The organism is Sphingomonas sp. EC-HK361, assembly GCF_902498785.1.
GTDB lineage: Bacteria > Pseudomonadota > Alphaproteobacteria > Sphingomonadales > Sphingomonadaceae > Sphingomonas.
Window position 1 is genome coordinate 141,809 of record NZ_LR701492.1, and the last position, 15,807, is coordinate 157,615.

General features: G+C 66.9%; 17 protein-coding genes and 2 riboswitches. Of the genes, 8 read left to right on the forward strand and 9 right to left on the reverse strand.

Features of this window, described 5'->3' with window-relative positions:
• Positions 1 to 21 precede the first annotated feature (21 nt).
• Together glpD and BOS5A_RS01070 are read left to right on the forward strand one after the other, a co-directional pair.
• The gene (gene glpD / locus BOS5A_RS01065; RefSeq protein ID WP_234419138.1) at positions 22 to 1,491 is read left to right on the forward strand and encodes a glycerol-3-phosphate dehydrogenase; all 1,470 of its coding nucleotides are present in this window, start codon (positions 22 to 24) and stop codon (positions 1,489 to 1,491) included.
• 59 nt (positions 1,492 to 1,550) lie between these two features.
• Entirely contained in the window at positions 1,551 to 1,931 is a 381-nt protein-coding gene (locus tag BOS5A_RS01070) for a glycine zipper 2TM domain-containing protein (protein ID WP_151953367.1), read from the forward strand.
• Between the two features lie 9 nt (positions 1,932 to 1,940).
• On the opposite strand, the gene BOS5A_RS01075 is transcribed toward BOS5A_RS01070, so the two are convergent.
• Positions 1,941 to 3,110, reverse strand: a complete 1,170-nt coding sequence (locus BOS5A_RS01075) for an NAD(P)/FAD-dependent oxidoreductase (protein WP_267903800.1) — start codon at positions 3,108 to 3,110, stop codon at positions 1,941 to 1,943.
• On the reverse strand, positions 3,107 to 4,636 hold the full coding sequence (gene proS, locus BOS5A_RS01080; RefSeq protein WP_151953369.1) for a proline--tRNA ligase: 1,530 nt from the start codon (positions 4,634 to 4,636) through the stop codon (positions 3,107 to 3,109). Before proS ends, BOS5A_RS01075 begins: the two co-directional genes overlap by 4 nt.
• Before the next feature lie 166 nt (positions 4,637 to 4,802).
• On the opposite strand from proS, the gene BOS5A_RS01085 reads away from it, so the two are divergent.
• Complete coding sequence (locus BOS5A_RS01085) at positions 4,803 to 5,705, forward strand: DMT family transporter (protein ID WP_234419139.1); 903 nt, start codon at positions 4,803 to 4,805, stop codon at positions 5,703 to 5,705.
• Here the strand turns inward: BOS5A_RS01085 and BOS5A_RS01090 are convergent.
• From BOS5A_RS01090 to BOS5A_RS01115, 6 genes are all read right to left on the reverse strand, one after another.
• A complete protein-coding gene (locus BOS5A_RS01090; protein ID WP_151953370.1) occupies positions 5,702 to 6,217 on the reverse strand; it encodes a CcdC protein domain-containing protein in 516 nt (171 codons plus the stop codon). The genes BOS5A_RS01085 and BOS5A_RS01090 overlap by 4 nt on opposite strands.
• Before the next feature lie 40 nt (positions 6,218 to 6,257).
• Entirely contained in the window at positions 6,258 to 7,874 is a 1,617-nt protein-coding gene (gene gcvPB, locus BOS5A_RS01095; RefSeq protein WP_151953371.1) for an aminomethyl-transferring glycine dehydrogenase subunit GcvPB, read from the reverse strand.
• Positions 7,871 to 9,229 carry an aminomethyl-transferring glycine dehydrogenase subunit GcvPA gene (gene gcvPA, locus BOS5A_RS01100; protein ID WP_151953372.1) on the reverse strand — a complete coding sequence of 453 codons (1,359 nt, stop codon included), beginning with the start codon at positions 9,227 to 9,229 and terminating at the stop codon, positions 7,871 to 7,873. The genes gcvPB and gcvPA overlap by 4 nt, the downstream gene beginning before the upstream one ends.
• Before the next feature lie 117 nt (positions 9,230 to 9,346).
• The gene (gene gcvH, locus BOS5A_RS01105; RefSeq protein ID WP_151953373.1) at positions 9,347 to 9,718 is read right to left on the reverse strand and encodes a glycine cleavage system protein GcvH; all 372 of its coding nucleotides are present in this window, start codon (positions 9,716 to 9,718) and stop codon (positions 9,347 to 9,349) included.
• Between the two features lies 1 nt (position 9,719).
• On the reverse strand, positions 9,720 to 10,886 hold the full coding sequence (gene gcvT, locus BOS5A_RS01110) for a glycine cleavage system aminomethyltransferase GcvT (protein WP_151953374.1): 1,167 nt from the start codon (positions 10,884 to 10,886) through the stop codon (positions 9,720 to 9,722).
• 167 nt (positions 10,887 to 11,053) lie between these two features.
• Positions 11,054 to 11,144, reverse strand: a riboswitch (glycine riboswitch).
• Positions 11,145 to 11,233: 89 nt separating this feature from the next.
• Complete coding sequence (locus tag BOS5A_RS01115; RefSeq protein ID WP_199857158.1) at positions 11,234 to 11,875, reverse strand: hypothetical protein; 642 nt, start codon at positions 11,873 to 11,875, stop codon at positions 11,234 to 11,236.
• A gap of 130 nt (positions 11,876 to 12,005) precedes the next feature.
• Here BOS5A_RS01115 and ispH point away from each other — a divergent pair, with 130 nt between their 5' ends.
• From ispH to ppa, 5 genes are all read left to right on the forward strand, one after another.
• Positions 12,006 to 12,962, forward strand: coding sequence for a 4-hydroxy-3-methylbut-2-enyl diphosphate reductase (gene ispH, locus BOS5A_RS01120; RefSeq protein ID WP_151953375.1), 957 nt, complete (start codon positions 12,006 to 12,008; stop codon positions 12,960 to 12,962).
• Between the two features lie 25 nt (positions 12,963 to 12,987).
• Positions 12,988 to 13,944, forward strand: a complete 957-nt coding sequence (gene thrB, locus BOS5A_RS01125; RefSeq protein ID WP_151953376.1) for a homoserine kinase — start codon at positions 12,988 to 12,990, stop codon at positions 13,942 to 13,944.
• Positions 13,941 to 14,384 (forward strand): ribonuclease HI, encoded by a 444-nt coding sequence (gene rnhA, locus BOS5A_RS01130; RefSeq protein WP_151953377.1) that lies wholly within the window; start codon positions 13,941 to 13,943, stop codon positions 14,382 to 14,384. Before thrB ends, rnhA begins: the two co-directional genes overlap by 4 nt.
• 62 nt (positions 14,385 to 14,446) lie before the next feature.
• A riboswitch (Fluoride riboswitch) is annotated at positions 14,447 to 14,508 on the forward strand.
• A gap of 20 nt (positions 14,509 to 14,528) precedes the next feature.
• Positions 14,529 to 14,912: a fluoride efflux transporter CrcB gene (crcB, locus tag BOS5A_RS01135; protein WP_151953378.1), complete on the forward strand. Its 384-nt coding sequence runs from the start codon at positions 14,529 to 14,531 to the stop codon at positions 14,910 to 14,912.
• Between the two features lies 1 nt (position 14,913).
• The gene (gene ppa / locus BOS5A_RS01140) at positions 14,914 to 15,453 is read left to right on the forward strand and encodes an inorganic diphosphatase (RefSeq protein WP_151953379.1); all 540 of its coding nucleotides are present in this window, start codon (positions 14,914 to 14,916) and stop codon (positions 15,451 to 15,453) included.
• A 163-nt stretch (positions 15,454 to 15,616) separates the two neighbouring features.
• On the opposite strand, the gene BOS5A_RS01145 is transcribed toward ppa, so the two are convergent.
• Positions 15,617 to 15,790 (reverse strand): YegP family protein, encoded by a 174-nt coding sequence (locus BOS5A_RS01145; RefSeq protein WP_151953380.1) that lies wholly within the window; start codon positions 15,788 to 15,790, stop codon positions 15,617 to 15,619.
• Positions 15,791 to 15,807: the final 17 nt, after the last annotated feature.

Consider the following 15,807-nt stretch of genomic DNA (forward strand, 5'->3'; position numbering starts at 1 on the left):
GTCGCGCCAAGCCGCCGCTAGATGACAGCGGTGACCTACGATCTCCTCATCATCGGCGGCGGTATCAACGGCTGCGCGATCGCGCGCGAAGCCGCGCTCAATGGCCTGAAGGTGCTGCTCGTCGAGAAAGGCGATCTTGCCGGCGCGACCTCGTCAGCCTCGACCAAGCTGATCCATGGCGGTCTGCGCTATCTCGAATATTACGAGTTCAAGCTCGTTGCCGAGGCGCTGCGCGAGCGCGAGCGACTGGTGAAGGCCGCGCCGCACATCATCCATCCGCTGCGCTTCGTCCTGCCGCATGAAAACGCGGTGCGGCCGTGGTGGATGGTGCGGCTCGGCCTCTATCTCTACGATTTCCTCGGCGGGCGGATGACGCTCGCGCGCTCGCGCGGGCTGCGCAAGGGCGATGACGCCTACACCGACCCGCTGAAGGCCGGCGACCGCGGGTTCGTCTATTCCGACGCCTTCGTCGATGACTCGCGCCTCACTGTCCTCAACGCGATCGATGCGGCCGAGAACGGCGCGGAGATCGTCACCGGCGTCGCGCTGGAATCGGCGCGTCGCGATGGCGACCTGTGGGCTGCTACGCTGTCCGATGGCCGCACCGTCACCGCGCGCGCACTCGTCAACGCGGCGGGGCCATGGGTGCACCAGATGCTCGCCAAGCTCGGCGTCAATTCCGCTTCGAACGTGCGGCTGGTGAAGGGCAGCCACATCGTCGTGCCCCGGCTGTATGACGGCGAACACGCCTATATCCTCCAGCAGCCCGATCGGCGCATCGTGTTCGCGATCCCCTATCAGGACGGATCGACCGAGATCGGCACCACCGACGTGCCCGTCAATGCCCCCGAGGACGCTGTGATCGACGCCGACGAGATCGCCTATCTGTGCGACGCGGTGAACCGACATTTCAAGGCGCAGATCACGCCCGCGGACGTCACCTCGACCTGGTCCGGCGTCCGCCCGCTCTACGACGACGGCGCGAGCGAGGCGAAGGCGGTGACGCGCGACTATGTGCTGGAGCTCGATACGAACGGCCCCGCGCTGCTCAGCATCTTCGGCGGCAAGATCACGACCGCGCGGCATCTGGCCGAAGAGGCGCTGGGCAAGCTCGCCGCGCCGCTCGACCTCGATTTCCACCCGCGCACCCGCGCGCGGGTTTTTCCCGGCGGCGCGATCGGCGATTTCCCCACGTTCCGGGCGAAGGTTCTCGCGACCTGGCCTTTCCTGGGCGAGACGCGCGCCGACCGCATGGCGCGCGCGTATGGATCGCTGCTCCCTGCGCTCATGGACGGGGTGACCGACGAAGCGGGCATGGGTCGTGCGTTCGGTGCGGGTCTGACCGAGGTCGAGGCGCGCTGGATGCAAAGCCGTGAATGGGCGCGCACCCCGGAGGACGCCCTGATGCGCCGCTCGAAACTCGGCCTGCACATGACCGACGCAGAGCGGGAGGCGTTTGCCGATTGGTGGGAAAACGCCGATGCGGATTGAGCCAATCGCCGGATAGGACCGTTGTGCTGACCTGATTGAGATCAAGGAGCAAGCCCCCGATGAAGATGAAGTTCGCCGCCGCCCTCGCCGCCGCAGCCGTCACCTTGCCGGTCGCGATTCCGACCGCCGCGCAGGCGCAGCGCCATGACTATCGCTGGCAGGGCGACGGCAATCGCCGCGACTGGAACCCGCAGGACAGCTATCGCAGCGGCAACTACCGGGAGCGCCGCCTCGGCCGCAACGACCGCATCTACAAGGGCCGCGACAACCGCTATTACTGCAAGCGCAATGACGGCACCACCGGGCTGGTAATCGGCGCAGTCGGCGGCGGCGTGCTCGGAAACCTCGTCGGCGGCGGCACGCTCGGCACGCTGCTCGGCGCCGGCGGCGGTGCGCTGCTCGGCCGCTCGATCGACCGTGGCAACGTGAAGTGCCGCTGATCGGCTAGGCTAGATGGCCTGGGCGGCGGCCCACCCGCTCGCCCAGGCCCATTGGAAGTTATACCCGCCGAGCCAGCCGGTCACATCGACTGCCTCGCCGATGACGCGGAGGCCCGGTACGCGCCTGGCTTCCATCGTCTGTGATGACAGGTCCGCGGTGCTGACGCCACCGATCGTGACCTCGGCCTTTGCGAATCCCTCGGTGCCGTTGGGACTGAAGCGCCACCCGGCGAGCGACCGTTCCGCGGCCTCCAACGCCCTGTCGGTCGCGTTGCCGAGTTCGGCCGCGATCCCGATATGCTCGGCGAGCGCCTCGGCAAGCCGATCGGGCACCGCGCCCGCAATCGCCCGACGCAGCGTCGTCCGCGGTTGCTGGCGTTTCGCCTCACGCAGCCAGCCCGGCTTGCGATCGGGCGCCATGTCGATCGCCAACGTCTCGCCGTGCCGCCAATAGGACGAAATCTGAAGGATCGCCGGCCCCGACAGGCCGCGGTGCGTGAACAACGCCGCCTCGCGAAACGCCGCCTTGCCGCATTTCGCAACGACTTCCGTTGCGACGCCGGCGAGCGACCGGAACAGCACCTCGTCCCCGCCAAGCGTGAGCGGCACCAGCGCCGGGCGCGGCTCGACGACCTTCAACCCGAAGCGGCGCGCCAGATCATAGGCAAAGCCGGTCGCCCCGATCTTCGGGATCGATGGCCCGCCGGTCGCGATGACGAGGGCGGGTGCCTCCGCCTCCCGCACGCCATACCGCACCCGAAACCGCGAATCGGCGTGATCGACCGCCGTCACCGCACCGCCCAGCGCGAGATCGACCCCGCCTTTCGCGCATTCGTCCAGCAGCATCGCGACGATCTGCCGCGCCGATCCGTCACAGAACAGCTGCCCCAGCGTCTTCTCATGCCACGCAATGCCATGGCGCTCGACCAGCGCGAGGAACTCGGCTGGTGTGTAGCGCCCGAGCGCCGACTTCGCGAAATGCGGGTTCTGCGACAGGAACCGGTCAGGCGCCGTCCCCAGATTCGTGAAGTTGCACCGCCCCCCGCCCGAGATCAGGATCTTGCGCCCCGGCTCGTCATTGTGATCGATGAGCAGCACGCGCCGTCCGCGCTGCCCCGCAACCGCGGCACACATCAGCCCCGCAGCCCCCGCCCCGAGTACGATCGCGTCGTAAGTCAGTAGGAGCGCCCGATCAGCACGCGCTCGACCGCGGGATCGCCGGTGAAGACGCACGCGCCGCTGGCTGTGTCCTGCCCCATCGGCGCGTTGCGGATGGTCAGTTTCAGCGTCTTCAGCCGCTCGACGACTGTGTCGAGCGCCACGCCCGTCGGCTTCGACCAGGCCACATCCGCCCAGCCCGGCCGCGTCGCGTCGGCAAACATCGCCTCGATCCCCGCCCAGTCATCGACCGGCGCGATATTGGACTTGAGCCGGCCCTGCGCTTCGCCGAACAACGCCGCCTGGATATCGTCGAGCATCTCCGCGGTCTCGGCGACGAAATCGCCGCGTGCGACGACGCGGCTGTCGAGCTTGCCGTCCTCGCGGTAGAGCCGGTCGCGGCGGATGACCGACACGTTGCCCCCCGCCACATCGCGCCCGCCGACCTCGATGACGATCGGCGCGCCCTTCTTCACCCAGCCCCAGCGCTTCGTCGCCGCCTTGGCGGGTTTCAGGTCGAGCAGCGCACGCACCGGTTCGCCAAGCGCGGTCTGTGCGGCCAGTTCCTTCTGCAAATCCTTGCAATACGCGACGATCGCGGCGTCCTCGGGCGCATCGCGGAGCATCGGCACGATCACCACCTGCCACGGCGCGATCCGCGGCGGCACGCGCAGGCCGTCGTCATCGCCGTGGACCATGATGACCCCGCCGATCATCCGCGTCGACACGCCCCAGCTCGTGGTATTCGCCAGCTCCAGTTCGCCGCCTGCATTCTGGAAACGGATGTTCTGCGCCTTCGCGAAGTTGGTGCCGAGGAAGTGGCTGGTGCCCGCCTGGAGCGCCTTGCCGTCCTGCATCATCGCCTCGATGGAATAGGTCGCGACAGCGCCGGGGAAGCGCTCGTTCTCGGGCTTCTCGCCCGCCACGACCGGCAGCGCGAGACACGTCTCGGCAAACTCGCGGTAGACCTCGAGCATCTTGAGCGTCTCTTCGCGCGCCTCGTCCGCCGTCGCGTGCGCGGTATGCCCCTCCTGCCACAGGAACTCGGACGTGCGCAGGAACATCCGCGTCCGCATTTCCCAGCGCACCACATTGGCCCACTGGTTGATGAGCACGGGCAAATCGCGCCACGACTGCACCCAGCGCGCGAACGCGGTGCCGATCACCGTCTCGGACGTCGGCCGCACGACGAGCGGCTCCTCCAGCTTCGCTTCGGGATCAGGCACGAGCCCGCTCTTACCGTCCGCGATCAGGCGGTGATGCGTGACGACCGCCATCTCCTTGGCAAAGCCATCGACATGCTCGGCCTCCTTCTCGAAATAGGAGAGCGGGATGAACAGCGGGAAATAGCAATTCTCGTGTCCCGTCGCCTTGATGCGGTCGTCGAGCAGCCGCTGGATGCGCTCCCAGATGCCATAGCCCCACGGCCGGATGACCATGCACCCACGCACGCCGCTCTCCTCGGCCAGATCGGCCTCGGTGATGACGGACTGGTACCAGGCCGCGAAATCGGCCTCGCGCGTGACGGGGAGTGCGTGTTTGATCATGCGCGGCGCTTAGCGGGCGGAATCTTTTTCGTCACCCCGGACTTGGGAACCCGCCAAAGTAATACTTTGACGGGAACCCTTGCTCCGGGGTTCAGCGTCCCACAAGAAGCTCAGATGAAGTGCGCGCGGGACGGTGGACCCCGGAACAAGCCCGGGGTGACGTTTTTTGAATAGCGACCGCATCTACCCCGCCATCGCCCTGCGGCTCGCTTCAGTATTTTTCTTCGCGCTGATGAATGCCGGCATCAAGCTGGCCGAGGCGTGGGGCGCGACGCTCGGCGAAATCCTGTTCTTTCGGCAGTTCGGCGCCTCCATGGTGGTGACGGCGGTCATCGTCAGCGGCCCCGGTATGGCGTCTGTCGCGACGCGGCGGATGCCTGCGCATGTGCTGCGCGCGGCGGTGGGGCTTACCAGCATGGCGTTTACCTTTGCCGCGGTCATGGCGCTGCCGCTCGCGGAGGCGACGATCATCGGGTTCACCGTGCCGATCTTCGCAACGATCCTCGGCGCGCTGATCCTGCGCGAGCCGACCGGCATGCACCGCTGGGCGGCGGTGCTCGCGGGGTTCGCCGGCGTGCTGATCGTGACCCAGCCCGGCCCGCATAGCCATTTCCCGGTCTGGGGCGCGGTGTGCGGGCTGATCGCGGCGTTCCTGACCGCCAACGTCTCGATCCTGCTGCGCCAGATCGGGAGGACCGAAGCGGCATTGACGACCGTATTCTGGTTCTCCGTCCTTTCGCTGCTGCCGCTGAGCGTCGTCTACGCCTTCAAGGCGCAAGCACATGATGCCGCGACATGGGCGGTGCTGCTCGGCATCGGGGGCGCGGGCGGTGCTGGGCAGATCGCGATGACCAATTCGCTGCGCCTCGGCCCCGTTTCCGTCGTCGTGCCGATGGATTATACCAGCCTGTTATGGGCGACCTTGCTCGGCTGGCTTGTCTTCGCGACGCTGCCCGCGAACGCCACATGGTTCGGTGCGCCGATCATCATCGCATCGGGGCTCTACATCGTCTGGCGCGAGCATGTCCGCCGGCAGGAAGAAACGCAGGCAGCGGTGCCGCAGGGCTAGGCGCGCGCCGCCGCCAACAATCGCTTCGCGCGCAGATACATCTCGACCCGCTGTGCGGTGAACAGCCCAAGCGCGAGCGCGATCAGCATGTCGGTGACCGCGAGCGCATTCAGATGCAGCGCATTATCGCTGACGAGCGCAACGCGCGCGATCTGGCGCACCGCGACGATCGCGACGATGAACAGGACGGCCGCAGGAGATGCGACCTGATTGAGCGCGTGCGTCTCCGGATCGACGGTGATCCGCATCATCTTGCCGCGCTGCCAGCCGAGCCCCGCGCCGAGCAGCAACGCGACCGCGCAGAACAGCCAGGCCAACCCGCGCGGCGGGGTCGCGATAAAGGTGGCGACCGCGACCGCACCGTAGAGCGCCGGGAGCACCCATAGCCGCTCCAGCTTCAACGGCCGCACCCGGCTCATCCGCCGCCAGCGAAGCGCGAAGACGACCACCATGATGGCGGCCGTGATCGCGTAGCTGATCCACGCATTCGGCTGGACCGTGTGTGCCTGCATCCTTCGCCCCCAACCCCTCGAGTCCAGATGCAGGCTAGCGTCACTCCGCGGCTTGCGCCAGCGGCGGCTCCTTCCACACCAGCACCGGCTTGCGGGCCGCCAGCGTCTCGTCGAGCCGTGCGCGCGGTGCGAAGTGCGGCGCCGATTTGAGGCTCGCGTCCCCCGCCTTCGCCCGCTCCGCGACCGACCGCAGCGCACCGATGAACTGGTCGAGCGCGGCCTTCGATTCGGTCTCGGTCGGCTCCACCAGCATCGCGCCGTGGACGACGAGCGGGAAATAGACGGTCATCGGATGGAAGCCCTCGTCGATCAGCCCCTTCGCGACGTCCAGCGTCGAGAAGCCATCGGCGAGGTTGTCGTCGCTGAACAGCGCCTCGTGCATGCACGGCCCCGAGCCGCCGAACGGCGCGTCGAGCACGCCATCGAGGCTGCGCAGCACATAGTTCGCGTTGAGCACCGCGTCCTCCGCGACCTGCTTAAGCCCGTCCGCGCCGTGGCTCAGGATATAGGTCAGCGCACGCGTGAACATGCCCATCTGGCCGTGGAACGCGGTCATCCGGCCGAAGCTGTGCGGGTGATCCTCCCCGACCGTCTCTTCCTCGACCAGCTGGATATGCCCGTCGGCGTGGCGTGCGGTGAACGGCAGCGGGCCGAACGGCGCGAGCGCTTCGGAGAGAACCACCGGCCCCGACCCCGGCCCGCCGCCGCCATGCGGGGTGGAGAAGGTCTTGTGGAGGTTGATGTGCATCGCATCGACGCCGAGATCGCCCGGGCGCACCCGCCCGACGATCGCGTTGAAGTTCGCGCCGTCGCAATAGACGTAACCGCCAGCTTCATGCACCGCGTCCGAGATCGCCTTCAGGTCGCGCTCGAACAGCCCGCAGGTATTGGGGTTGGTGATCATCACCCCGGCAACGTCGGGGCCAAGCCGCGCCTTGAGCGCCGCGAGATCGACGCGCCCCTCGTCGGTCGCAGGAATGTCCTCGACCTGGAAACCGGCGAACGCCGCGGTGGCGGGGTTCGTGCCGTGGGCGCTTTCCGGCACGAGGATGACCTTGCGGTGCCCCTCGCCGCGCGCCTCGAGCGCCGCCTTGATGCACAGGATCCCGCACAGCTCGCCGTGGGCACCCGCCTTCGGGCTCATCGCGACGCCGTACATGCCGGTCAGCTCGATCAGCCAGACCGCAAGCTCGTTGATGACCTCCAGCGCGCCCTGCACCGTATCGACGGGCTGGAGCGGGTGGACATCCGCAAAGCCGGGCAGCCGCGCGACCTTCTCGTTGAGCCGGGGATTGTGCTTCATCGTGCAGCTGCCGAGCGGGAACAGGCCGAGGTCGATCGCGTAATTCTGCCGGCTGAGGCGGGTGTAGTGGCGGACGGCTTCGGGTTCGGACAGGCCGGGAAGGCCGATGGAAGCGGTACGGGCGAGATTGCCCAATTTGTGCTCCCGCGAAGGCGGGAGCCCAGTCTGGGTCCCCGCCTCCGCGGGGACACAAGCAACGTCGGTAAAATCCACCCCCGTCGTCTTCGCATCGCCGATCTCGAAGATCAGCGCTTCCTCCAGCATCAGCGCCCGATTGCCGGTGAAGGTCGCGGCAGCAGCCCCTTCGCGCGTGGCCATCTCCGGGCGCCAGCCGCTCTGGTTGATCGCGCTCATGCCAACACCTCCTCAAGCGCCGAGGCCAGCGCCTCGACATCCTCCGACGTCGTCGTTTCGGTCACCGCGACGACCAGTCCGTTCGCGAGCGCGTCCTCGCCCGGGTAAAGCCGTCCGAGCGACACGCCGGCAAGGATGCCCTTGTCGGCGAGCGCGCGAACGATCGGGCGCGCCTCCTTGCCGAGATCGATCGTGAATTCGTTGAAGAACGCGTCGTTGATCAGCCGAACGCCGGGCAACCGCGCCAACCGATCGGCCGCCGCTACCGCGCCGGCGTGATTGGCCTCCGCCAATCCGCGCAGCCCCGCCTCGCCGAGAAGCGTCATGTGGATCGAAAACGCCAGTGCGCACAGCCCTGAATTCGTGCAGATGTTGCTCGTCGCCTTCTCGCGCCGGATATGCTGCTCGCGCGTCGACAGCGTCAGCACGAAACCGCGCTTGCCATCGGCATCCACCGTCTCACCGCAGAAGCGGCCGGGCATCTGGCGGATATATTTGTCCTTGCAGCCCATCAGCCCGACATACGGTCCGCCGAACTGCAGCCCGACACCGATCGACTGGCCCTCGCCGACGACGATATCGGCATCCATCTCGCCCGGCGATTTGATCGCGCCCAGCGCCACCGGCTCGGTCACCACCACAATCAGCAGCGCCTTCTTGGCGTGCGCCGCATCGGCCAGCGGGCGCAGGTCGGCGATGCGGCCGAGGATATCGGGATACTGGACGACGACGCACGATGTCTCGTCGTCGATCTTCGCGATCAGCGCGTCGAGGTCGGTTTCGGCGGACAGCGCAGGGACGGACGTGTCGAGCGCGTCGCCGGTATATTTCGCCATGGTCTTCGCGACCGACACGTAATGCGGATGCAGGCCGCCGGACAGGATCGCCTTGCCGCGCTTGGTGATCCGCCGCGCCATGCCGATCGCCTCCCAGCACGCAGTCGATCCGTCGTACATCGACGCGTTCGCGACATCGGTGCCGAGCAGACGGGCGACCTGCGTCTGGAACTCGAACAGCATCTGCAGTGTGCCCTGCGCGATTTCCGGCTGATAGGGCGTGTAGGCGGTCAGGAACTCGCCGCGCTGGATCAGGTGATCGACGCTCGCCGGCACGTGATGGCGATAGGCGCCGCAGCCAAGGAAGAACGGCACGTCGCCCGCGACGATATTCTTCGCGGCCAGCACCTTCATGTGCCGCTCGACCGCCATCTCGCTGGCATGGTTGGGCAGGCCGTGGATGGGGCCGTCGAGCCGGGCTGCTTCGGGCACATCGACGAACAGGTCGTCGATCGACTTCGCACCGATGACGGCGAGCATCGCCTCGCGGTCGGTCTGGGTCAAAGGCAGGTAACGCATTGGTCAATCGCTCCCCCCTCCCGCTCGCGGGAGGGGTCGGGGGTGGGCTTGGAGACACGCAGCCGGGGAACGGGATTTCCCACCCCCAGCCCCTCCCGCAAGCGGGAGGGGGGAAACTCACAACTTCGCGACGAACGCCTCATAAGCGGTCTCGTCCATCAGCTCCTCGAGCTCGCTCGTGTCGGAGAGCGTGATCTTGAAGAACCAGCCATCGGCTTCCGCATCTGTGTTCACCAGCGCCGGTTCGTCGGCAAGCGCGGGATTACCCTCCAGCACCGTGCCGGAGACGGGCGAATACACGTCCGACGCAGCCTTCACGCTTTCGACGACTGCGGCCTCGTCGCCCTTGGCGAGGCGCTTGCCATCCTCCGGCACGTCGACGAACACGATGTCGCCGAGCTGGCCCTGCGCATAGTCGCTGATGCCGACGGTGCCGATCTCGCCATCGACGTCGATCCATTCATGGTCTTCGGTAAAGTAACGGCTCATCTTACTTCACTCCTCGGAAGTAGCGGTGGGGGACGAAAGGCATGGGCGCGACGGTCGCCTGGTGGACCTTGCCGCGCTGGGCGATCTGAACGGTGGTGCCGGGGGTTGCCATCGCGGCGGGCACATAGGCCATCGCGATCGGCGCGCCGACGCTGGGCGCGAAGCCGCCCGAGGTGACGCGACCCACATCGCTGCCGTCCGCATCGACGACCGTCGCGCCCTCGCGCACCGGCTGGCGACCCTCGACCAGCAACCCGACTCGTTTCACGATCGGGCCAGCCTCACGCTCGGCAAGGATACGCGCGGCACCGGGAAAGTCGGCCGCCTCGCGTCGGCGCTTCGACAGCGCGAAGCCGAGGTCGGCCATGACCGGCGATGTCCTGGCATCGAGATCATGCCCGTAAAGCGGCAGCCCCGCTTCAAGCCGGAGCGAATCGCGCGCGCCGAGGCCGATCGGCTTGACCGCATCGAGAGCGCACAGCGCGTCCGCAAAACGCTCCGCCGCCTCGGCCAGAATCGAGATTTCCAGGCCATCCTCGCCGGTATAGCCCGACCGGCTGATCCACAGCGGCACGCCGTCCCAGTCGAACGCGCCGGCGGTCATGAAGGTCAGCGCCTCGACCCCCGGCATCAGCCCGGCCGCAGCCGCGACCGCCTTCGGCCCCTGCACCGCGAGCAGCGCCTGATCGTCCATCAGGTTGATCGTGATGTCGTCGGGCAGCACATCGATGATGTGGCCGATATCGTCATATTTGGTCGCGCCGTTGACGACCATGTAGACCTCGTCGTCCCCGTTTTCGCCTTTGCGGCGCGTGACCATCAAGTCGTCGAGGATCCCGCCATCATCCGACAGCAACAGCGAGTAGCGCATCCTGCCCTCGCCCAGCCCCGTCACGTCGCCGGGCACGAGCGCCTCGATCGCCTTCGCAACATCGGGGCCGGTGAAGACCAGCTGCCCCATATGGCTCACATCGAACAGCCCGGCCGATCGCCGAGTCCACAGATGCTCGGCCATGATGCCGTCATACTGGATCGGCATGTGATAGCCCGCGAACTCGACCATTCGCGCGGCGCGATCGCGGTGCCAGGCATCAAGCGGCAACATCTGCGTCTCGGGGGCCTCCGCCTCCTCTTCGTCGATCGCAGTATCGGTGACTTGGTCGCTCATGGCGCTGGTCTCTCGTCGAAGGGGCGAACGCACGGCACCACCGGCGCCGGACATACTCGAACCCCCTCTGTCACGGGACCTGAGAGCTTTGACCGCGCAGGATCTCCGCTGCGGCTTACCCCTTCGGTGGGGCGCGCCTGAAAGGCCCGCCCGCTTTCCAGAGTGTCTTGGCGTGCGCGGTCCCGTCTGCCTGAGAGATTCCGGGGTGGTTGCTCCTTCGGCGGCGGGCTTGGGCCCGCTCTCTCCCGCGCATGCCCAGCCGGTCGCCCGACTTCGACGCTCTCGCCTCTGGCGAGCGCGCCGCCGCGAGTCAATCGACGAAAGCGCGCAGCCTCAACGAACCGCGCTCAACGAACCGCATTATAGCGCAGCTGATCGTTGGTAAGCTGGAAGCCGACCATCGCCTCGAAGCTGGCGCGCAGCACGGCCTGCCGCACCGCCGGCGTCGACAACGGATCGACCGCGGCATCCTGGTCGCCGGCCTTGCGCGGCTTGGTCAGCTCCTTGCGCACGTCGTCGGGCAGCGTCGCCGCCGCGCGCGAAACCATGCTGGTCGCCTGCCCCGTCGTCGATGCGGTCGCCTGGCCCGCATCGAAATGCAGGTTCACCTGGCTGACGCGCTTGGCGATGACCGAGCTGCCGCCGCGAACGATCGTGATGAAATACGGAAGCACGACGTCGCGCGCCGCGTCGGTGCGGGTGCGCCGGCCGCGAACCTCGAAGTTCACCGTCGTCACCACGTCGGTGCCGGTATCGTCGCAGGTACCGCGCACGTTCGTCATGTTCGCGACGACGTCGATCGCGTTCTCGTCACGGCTCGCCGGCGGATCGAACAGCGTCACGTCGCCGGTGCCGGCCGGCACGCCGACGATCGGACAGGCCGAACGCACCGCGGTGATACCACCCGACGCGTCGATCTCGCCGCTCTTTGCGCAGCCGGCGAGCGCGGTTGCGGCGACGGCAATGAGGGCGAGAGACTTGACGTTCACAGGCGGTGCACCTTCTGCGCAAATGGCACGAGGGGACCCGGCCGCGATCACCGCGCCCAGGCCCCCGATTGCCGCGCACCATAGGAACCGGCTTTCGTGCGCGCAAGCAATGGCGTAAGCGGCGGTGGTGATGACCGATGCCGACAAGCCCGCCCTCGATCTCCTCATTGCCGCCCCGCGCGGTTTCTGCGCCGGAGTGGACCGTGCGATCCGTATCGTCGAGCTCGCGATCGAGAAGCACGGCGCGCCCGTCTATGTCCGCCACGAGATCGTCCACAACAGGTTCGTCGTCGATACGCTGAAGGCGCAGGGCGCGATCTTCGTCGAGGAACTCGACGAAGTGCCCGATGGCGGACACGTCGTCTTTTCGGCGCACGGCGTGCCGAAATCGGTCCCCGCCGATGCGCGCAGCCGGGGCCTCGATTATCTCGACGCCACGTGCCCGCTGGTGTCCAAGGTCCACCGCCAGGCCGAAAAGCTGGTCGAGGCGGGGCGCCACATCGTCTTTATCGGCCATGCCGGCCACCCGGAAGTGATCGGCACGTTCGGCCAGGTGCCCGAAGGATCGATGAGCCTCGTCGAAACCGCCGCCGATGCGGAAGCCTTCGCGCCGGCCGATGCATCGAACCTCGCCTTCCTGACTCAGACCACCCTGTCGGTCGACGACACGGCGGAAATCGTCGCGACCCTCCAGCGCCGCTTCCCCGCGATCCAAGCGCCGCGCGGTGAGGACATCTGCTACGCGACCTCGAACCGGCAGGCCGCGGTGAAGGCGATTGCCGCGAGCTGCGACGCCGTGCTGGTGATCGGAGCGCCCAATTCGTCCAATTCGCTGCGCCTCGTCGAAGTGGCGCAGCGCGAAGGGGTGAAGGCCCAACTGGTCCAGCGCGCGGCCGATCTCGACTGGTCGCTGCTGGACGGTGTCGGCACGCTCGGTATCACCGCGGGCGCGTCGGCACCGGAATTGCTGGTCCGCGAACTCGTCGATCTGCTCGCGACTCGCTTCGCGATCGTAGAGCGCGAGGTCGAGACGACGCGCGAGTCGATCGCCTTCAAGCTGCCGCGCGGCCTCAACGTCGCGGCCTGATCGCCGTCGCGAACCGGAGGCAGGCTTGGCGGTCTACACGCAGGTTTCAACCGAAGCGCTCGCCGATTTTCTGGCGCGATATGACGTGGGCGAGCTCGTCTCGGCCAAGGGCATCGCGGAAGGCGTCGAAAACTCGAACTTTCTCGTCGACACGACGCGCGGACGCTTCATCCTGACGCTATACGAGAAGCGCGTCGCCGCGGGTGATCTCCCCTTCTTCATGGCACTTCTCGATCATCTCGACGCGAAGGGCCTGCCGGTGCCGCCCGCCATCCCCGATCGCGAAGGCGGCGTGATCCAGCATCTGGAGGGGCGGCCGGCGTGTCTCATCAAGTTCCTGCCCGGCGTCTCGCTCTCGCACCCGACCGCGGCGCAGGCGCACGCCACGGGCGAGGCATTGGCCAACATGCACCGCGCGGTCGCGGACTTCGCGCCATCGCGCCCCAATTCGATGGGGTCCGAGACGTGGATGCCGCTGTTCGAGCGGTGCGGCCGCAGCCTCGATACGATCGCCCCCGGGCTGCACGACGATCTCGCCCGCGCGCTCGACCATGTCCTCGCCGCGTGGCCGCGCGATGGCGACCGGATCGCCATCCACGCCGATCTGTTTCCCGACAACGTCCTGATGCTGGGGAACAACGTTACCGGGCTGATCGACTTCTACTTCGCCTGCACGGACCTGCGCGTCTACGATCTGGCCGTCACGCACAGCGCGTGGTCGTTCGACGCCAGCGGCCGGACCTATCATCGCGCGATCGGCGAGGCGTTGATCGCAGGCTATGCACAACATTTCCCGCTAAGCGACGAGGACCAGGCGGAGTTCACGACGCTTGCCAGTGGGGCATGCATCCGCTTTGCGCTGTCGCGCGCCTGGGACTGGCTGAACACCCCCGCCGACGCGCTCGTCACCCGCAAGGACCCGCTCGCCTATATGCGTCGCCTCAACCAGTACGGCCCGGCGCTGGGGCTGCGCGCCGCGTGACCGATGTCGAGATTTTCACCGATGGCGCGTGCAAGGGCAATCCCGGTCCCGGCGGCTGGGGCGCCGTCATCCGCAGCGGCGCGCATGAGAAGGAACTGTCGGGCGGCGAAGCGCTGACGACCAACAATCGCATGGAGCTGATCGCGGCGATCGAGGCGCTGAACGCGCTCAAGCGGCCGTGCCGCGTGACCCTTTCCACCGACAGCCGCTACGTCATGGACGGGCTGACCAAGTGGATTCACGGCTGGAAGCGCAATGGCTGGCGCACCGCCGACAAGAAGCCGGTCAAGAATGCCGAGCTCTGGCAGGCACTGCTCGCCGCGACCGAGCGCCACGAGATCAGGTGGGAATGGGTGAAGGGCCATGCCGGCCACCCCGAAAACGAGCGCGCCGACACGCTCGCCAGCAACGCCGCGCTATCGGTCGCGCCGAAGCGGTGACGCCGCACGACGGCGTCCTCCCGTCCTCGCTTGGCAAGGCGGGCGCATTTCGACTATGCGCGGCCGGCGAAGGGAATGGGGTCTCCCGACAACCGCCGATCCGGCTGATGACTCCTGCTGACAGCTGAATGCCGAGGTGGGATGATGGCCGCGTTTCTGATCGTGTTTCTGGGTGCCGGGATCGGCGGCATGGCCCGCCACGGCGTCAACCTGTTCGCCGTCCGTGTTATGAGTGTGGACTTCCCGTGGGGGACGCTGGCCGTCAATGTCGTTGGATCGTTCCTGATGGGGCTGATCGCTGAATATTTCGCCATGCGCACGCATCTGCCGCAGCAGTGGCGGCTGTTCCTGACGACCGGCGTGCTCGGCGGCTTCACGACCTTTTCCGCGTTCTCGCTCGACACGGCTCTGCTGGTCGAGAAGGGGCGCATGATGACTGCACTGGGCTATGCGCTGGGCAGCGTCGTTCTTTCCGTGGGGGCGCTGTTCGCGGCGCTTGCCCTCGTCCGTTCAAGTTTGAGGATCTGAAATGAGCATCAATAGCCTTTCCTACGGCCCCAACGCGCCGGAGGACGTCAATGTCGTGATCGAGGTGCCGATCGGCGGCGAACCCATCAAATACGAGATGGACAAGGACACCGGCACACTGATCGTCGATCGCTTCCTCTACACGCCGATGCGCTATCCGGGGAATTACGGCTTCATCCCCAATACCCTGTCCGACGACGGGGACCCCTGCGACGTGCTGGTCGTCAACACGCGCCAGATCATTCCCGGCGCGATGCTCAGCGTGCGCCCGATCGGCGTGCTGCTGATGGAGGACAATGCCGGCGAGGACGAGAAGATCATCGCCGTCCCGTCAAGCAAGCTGACGCGGCGCTACGACCGGATTCAGGAAGCGACGGACCTTCCCGAGATCACGCTGGAGCAGATCGAGCACTTCTTCACCCACTACAAGGATCTTGAAAAGGACAAGTGGGTGAAGATCAAGCATTGGGGCGATAAGGCCGAGGCACACAGCCTCATCCGCGCCTCGATCGAACGCGCAAAGGCCGCGAAAGCGGATTGAGGAAAGGCATTGATTCGTCACCCCAGCGAAGGCTGGGGTCCATGTCTGGCTGAAGTGCCACCCGTGAGAGACATGGATTCCCGTCTTCGGCCTAAGGCCGAAGTTTATCCTGAGCGCCTGCCTTGCGGGCAGTCGAAGGGCGGGAATGACGATGTGCGATTGCCTAAGCGTCCTCGACCGCCGCGCCGGGGCCGTTCTTCAAGACGGATTCGATCGCGTTCTTCGCGCTCGCCTTGCTGGTATAGCCTTCGGTCCAGAAGATCGTTTCGGCATTATATTTGAACTTGGCGACATACTCGCCCTTCTTGTTCTGCTCGATCACGAACTTGTGCGCCATGATGCTCTCCTGCAAAA